The 4,816-nt window shown below is 68.5% G+C and carries 5 protein-coding genes; 2 read left to right on the top strand and 3 right to left on the bottom strand.

Annotated features, from left to right (window positions below; genetic code table 11):
• Positions 1 to 329: 329 nt before the first annotated feature.
• Positions 330 to 728 (top strand): MarR family winged helix-turn-helix transcriptional regulator, encoded by a 399-nt coding sequence (locus D7X32_RS43225; protein ID WP_244239506.1) that lies wholly within the window; start codon positions 330 to 332, stop codon positions 726 to 728.
• Between the two features lie 99 nt (positions 729 to 827).
• On the opposite strand, the gene D7X32_RS43220 is transcribed toward D7X32_RS43225, so the two are convergent.
• Complete coding sequence (locus D7X32_RS43220) at positions 828 to 1,121, bottom strand: SPFH domain-containing protein (protein ID WP_120608311.1); 294 nt, start codon at positions 1,119 to 1,121, stop codon at positions 828 to 830.
• A 252-nt stretch (positions 1,122 to 1,373) separates the two neighbouring features.
• Between D7X32_RS43220 and D7X32_RS43215 the strand changes: the two genes are divergently transcribed.
• Complete coding sequence (locus tag D7X32_RS43215; RefSeq protein WP_244239505.1) at positions 1,374 to 2,432, top strand: type IV pilus twitching motility protein PilT; 1,059 nt, start codon at positions 1,374 to 1,376, stop codon at positions 2,430 to 2,432.
• Positions 2,433 to 2,456: 24 nt separating this feature from the next.
• Here D7X32_RS43215 and D7X32_RS43210 read toward each other — a convergent pair whose 3' ends face one another.
• Complete coding sequence (locus D7X32_RS43210; RefSeq protein WP_120608309.1) at positions 2,457 to 4,088, bottom strand: fumarate hydratase; 1,632 nt, start codon at positions 4,086 to 4,088, stop codon at positions 2,457 to 2,459.
• Between the two features lie 42 nt (positions 4,089 to 4,130).
• A complete protein-coding gene (locus tag D7X32_RS43205; protein ID WP_120608308.1) occupies positions 4,131 to 4,700 on the bottom strand; it encodes a class I SAM-dependent methyltransferase in 570 nt (189 codons plus the stop codon).
• Positions 4,701 to 4,816 lie beyond the last annotated feature (116 nt).

The following is a 4,816-nucleotide window of genomic DNA, read 5'->3' as shown; positions in this document are numbered from 1 at the left end:
GGCGTGGCGGGCTGCTGCCGGGCCGCCGGAGCCGGGGGGGCCGAGGGTGCCGGCGACGCGGACGGAGTGGCCTGCGGCGCGGCGGCGAGGAGGAGGACGAGGAGGGCGCTGGGGGTGGCCATACTCTGGAGCGGCAGGTCTTTCCGGCAGGAGCGAGTGGTGGTACCCACCCCGGGATCCCTGCGCGCGGTCAAGATGTAATTGACAACCGTTGTTGAATGCAATCATCTCTTACGCCCATGACCATCGCTGAGCAAGTGGCATCGACGCGACGCGCAGTGGTCCGACTGCTCACCCAGAAAGTTGGTGAGCAAACGGACCGGCCGCTGATGCAATTGCTCGTGCTCAAGAACATCGGCGTGCTGGGCATCCACAGTCAGTCCGCCATCGCGGAGCGGTTGCTCATCGACGCGCCCGCCGTGAGCCGGCTGGTGGATCGCCTGGAAGAGGATGGGCTGGTGGAGCGCCGCGCGGGGGAGAACCGCCGCTGCGTGCGCCTGGAGATCACCGAAGCGGGGCGCCAGGAGTACCAGGCCCTGCAGCGCGCCGTGGAATGGCTGGACGCCCAGGCGCGCGCGTCCCTGCCGCCGCCGGAGTTCGAGGAGCTGTCGCGCCTCCTGGAGAAGCTGCAGACGGGGCTGTTCCAGCTCTTGTCCGCCGAACCGTCCGCGCCGCCGCGCAAGGACGAACCGCCCGACGCGCCGGCCCCCACCAACGACAACGGGTGACGACGGGAGGAGGGAGGCCGGGCACGTCATGCCCGGCCTGCCGCCGCCCCGCCGCCACCCGTGTGCCACGTCCGGGGGGGATGGAGTGGGTCAAGCCTGCTACCGGTGCCGCGGGATGTTGCGGGCCACGTGCAGGGCCCACGCCTCCGCGGAGTCCAGCTCCGCGCGGGCTTCCGCATAGCGGTCCTTCGCCTCGTCACTGGAGTCGTTGCCGAAGATGGCGTCGTGCAGCTCCTTCTGCGCGCGGGTCAGCCGCAGGCTGGTCTGCAACCACAGCCGGGCCGCCATGCGCGGCGTAATCACCACCTGGGTGGGATCCCACACCTCCAGGGCGGCGTAGTCAGCGGAGGACAGCTCTTCGTAGTGGGGGGCCTGCTCGGTTCGTGCGTTCATGCCCGGATGTTCGCCACGGATTCCGGGCAGGGCATCCGGGCCGCCTGGGCAGGAAGACGGCCACTGGTGAGCAGTCGAGGACAGTTCCTTCATCCCCCGGGGTACTCGCATTCCTTGATTTGCAGGAAAACTTCATACAGTGAGGCTGGGGAAATGCTTCCCACACTGCAACCATGGAGGGATTGGGTGGCCTTCTCCTAGAATCCTCCGCTCCATGCGTGACGTGAGAGGGATTCCCTGGACCTGAACACCTTGAACAAGCTGCTCACCGTCGGCGTCCAGAACGGGGCTTCAGACATCCACTTCCGGCCCGGTGATCCACCCATCTACCGGGTGAACGGGGTGCTCCGGCCGTTGAAGATGGAAAAGCTTCAAGCGGATCACACGAAGCAGGTGGCGATGCACGTGATGAATGATCCGCTGATGAAGGCGCAGGTGGACAGCGTGCAGGAGTGCGACTCGTCCTACAGCCTTCCGGGCGTGGCGCGTTTCCGGGTGAACATCTACCGGCAGCGCGGCTCGCTGGCGTGCATCCTGCGCATCATCCCGGATGAGATTCCCAGCATCGACGGGCTGGGGCTGCCGCAGGTGCTGAAGACCATCGCGGGCAACGAGCGCGGGCTGGTGCTGGTGACGGGGGCCACGGGCTCCGGCAAGAGCTCCACGCTGGCGTCGATGATCAACCACATCAACCACACGGAGAGCCTGCACATCCTCACCATCGAGGACCCCATCGAGTTCATCTACAAGAACGTGAAGTCCTCCATCTCCCAGCGGGAGATTGGACCGGACACGGCGAACTTCGCCATCGCGCTGAGGGCCGCGCTGCGCCAGGACCCGGACGTCATCCTGGTGGGCGAGATGCGCGACACGGAGACCATCGACATCGCGCTGAAGGCGTCGGAGACGGGCCACCTGGTGCTGTCCACGGTGCACACCACGGACGCGTCGCGCACCATCAACCGCCTGGTGTCGGTGTTCCCGGCGGAGGAGCAGACCATGGTGCGCATGCGCCTGGCTGACTGCCTCAAGGCGACCGTGTCCCAGCGCCTGCTGCCGCGCACCACCGGCAAGGGCCGCACGGTGGCGCTGGAGATCATGGTGCAGACGAAGACGGTGGAGCAGTACATCCGGGAAGACCGCGCCGCGGAGCTGAAGGACGTCATCGAGAAGGGCCGCGACATGTTCGGCATGCAGTCCTTCGATCAGCACCTGACGCAGCTGTACCGCAACGGGGACATCACGCTGGAGACGGCGCAGAGCGCGGCCTCCAACCCGGCGGACTTCCAGCGCGCGCTCGAGTTCGACTGACGCGCGCCGGAAGGGGACGGCGGACTACTTCTTCGCGGACGGCTTGTTGATGTTCGCGAAGAAGTCGTTGCCCTTGTCATCCACGACGATGAAGGCCGGGAAGTCGACCACGTCGATCTTCCACACGGCCTCCATGCCCAGCTCGGCGTACTCCAGCACCTCCACCTTCTTGATGCAGTCCTGCGCGAGCCGCGCCGCGGGACCGCCGATGGAGCCCAGGTAGAAGCCGCCGTGCTTCTTGCAGGCTTCGGTGACGGCCGGGGAGCGGTTGCCCTTGGCGAGCATCACGAAGCTGCCGCCCTCCGCCTGGAACTGATCCACGTACGCGTCCATGCGGCCCGCGGTGGTGGGGCCGAAGGAGCCGGACGCGTAGCCCTCCGGCGTCTTCGCCGGGCCCGCGTAGTAGACCATGTGGTCCTTGAGGTACTGGGGCATGCCCTCGCCCCGGTCCAGGCGCTCCTTGATCTTCGCGTGCGCGATGTCGCGCGCCACCACCAGCGAACCCGACAGCGACAGGCGCGTCTTGATGGGGTAGCGCGACAGCTCCGCGCGCAGGTCGCCCATGGGGCGGTTCAGGTCCAGCTTCACCACGTCGCCGGACAGGTCCGTGTCCGTCGTCTCCGGCAGGTACTTCGCGGGGTCCGCCTCCAGCGCCTCCAGGAAGACGCCGTCGCGCGTGATCTTGCCCAGCGCCTGGCGGTCCGCGGAGCACGACACGGCGATGGCCACCGGGCAGGACGCGCCGTGGCGCGGCAGGCGGATGACGCGCACGTCGTGGCAGAAGTACTTGCCGCCGAACTGCGCGCCAATGCCGGTGCGCTGCGTGAGCTTGAGCACCTCCTGCTCCAGCTCCACGTCGCGGAAGCCCCGGCCCAGCGCGTTGCCGGACGTGGGCAGGGTGTCCAGGTAGCGCGCGGAGGCGTACTTCGCCGTCTTCAGCGCGAACTCCGCGGAGGTGCCGCCCACCACGATGGCCAGGTGGTACGGCGGGCACGCGGCGGTGCCCAGCGAGCGGATCTTCTGCTCCAGGAACGCGAGCAGGCTCTGCGGGTTGAGGACGGCCTTCGTCTCCTGGAAGAGGTAGCTCTTGTTCGCGGAGCCGCCGCCCTTGGCCATGAAGAGGAACTTGTAGGCGTCGCCGTCGGTCGCGTAGAGCTCGATCTGCGCGGGCAGGTTGTTGCCCGTGTTGACCTCCTTGTACATGTCCAGCGGCGCCATCTGCGAATAGCGCAGGTTCGACGTGAGGTACGTGTCGAACACGCCGCGCGAGATGGCCGCCTCGTCACCGCCGCGGGTGAGGACGTACTGGCCCTTCTTGCCCATCACGATGGCGGTGCCGGTGTCCTGGCAGGAGGGCAGCACGCCGCCCGCGGCGATGTTCGCGTTCTTGAGCAGCTCCACCGCCACGAACTTGTCGTTGGACGACGCCTCCGGGTCCTGGAGGATGTTCGCCAGCTGCTGGAGGTGTCCCGGGCGCAGCAGGTGCGAGATGTCCCGCATGGCCTCGCGGGTGAGCAGCGTGAGCGCCTCCGGCTCCACCTGGAGGAAGGTGCGCCCGCCGGCCTCGAACGTGGAGACGCCCTCCTTCGTGAGGAGGCGGTAGGGCGTCTCGTCCTTGCCAAGCGGCAGCATGTCCTGGAACTGGAAGTCACTCATCGCGGGCGGGTCTCTTCGAGAAGGGGTGGACGGACGGGAACTCTACTCACCGGGCGGCGCGCGGGGCGGCACTTCGTAGAGGTAGACCGGCGTGCGGTACAGGTCCGCAAGCCGCACGAAGCGCACCGGGTTCCACCCCCGGAGTCCGAAGGTGTGACTGAGGATGCGTGCGCCTTCGGGAAGCTCGGCCGCGAAGCGGGGCGCCAGGCGGGTCATGATGCCCGGGGACAGGTAGCAGACGACGCAGGTTGCGTCCCGGAAGGACGCGGCGAAGAAGTCCCCGCGCAGCAGCGTGAGGTTGCCGCGCGGGAAGAGGCGCTGGCGCAGCCGGCTGAAGAGCCAGGGCAGCCAGGACAGCTCGTACGCGACGATGCGCGCCTGGGGGCAGTGGTCCGCCAGCGCGAAGGCCACGTCCCCCCAGCCCGAGCCCAGGTCCAGCACGGTGCCCCGGGTGTCCCCGGGCAGCATGGCGAGCAGCGCCCGCCGCACCCGGGGCGAGCTGGGCATGGGCGGCGCGCCGGTGCGCAGCGTGGACACGACGATGGACAGCACCCCCACGAGGAGCACCGCCCAGAGCAACAGCAGCAGGAGGAAGGAGCCGGTCGCGCTCACGGGACGGCGCGCATCATCGCGCGGGGGCGCCCTCGCGTGGGGCCCTACTTGCGAGGATGGTGGCCCGCATCCACCCGGACGACGCGGGGCGGGCTGGAGTCCGCCCCGCGTCGTCC

The organism is Corallococcus carmarthensis (genome assembly GCF_003611695.1).
Lineage (GTDB): Bacteria > Myxococcota > Myxococcia > Myxococcales > Myxococcaceae > Corallococcus > Corallococcus carmarthensis.
The sequence above is the reverse complement of the archived record's forward strand: the minus strand, read 5'-3'. Positions and strand labels throughout refer to the sequence as shown.

Coding starts and splice junctions, on each gene's coding strand:
- D7X32_RS43220 (WP_120608311.1), bottom strand. CDS start 1,121: ATGAACGCACGAACCGAGCAGGCCCCCCACTACGAAGAGCTGTCCTCC.
- D7X32_RS43210 (WP_120608309.1), bottom strand. CDS start 4,088: ATGAGTGACTTCCAGTTCCAGGACATGCTGCCGCTTGGCAAGGACGAG.
- D7X32_RS43225 (WP_244239506.1), top strand. CDS start 330: ATGCAATTGCTCGTGCTCAAGAACATCGGCGTGCTGGGCATCCACAGT.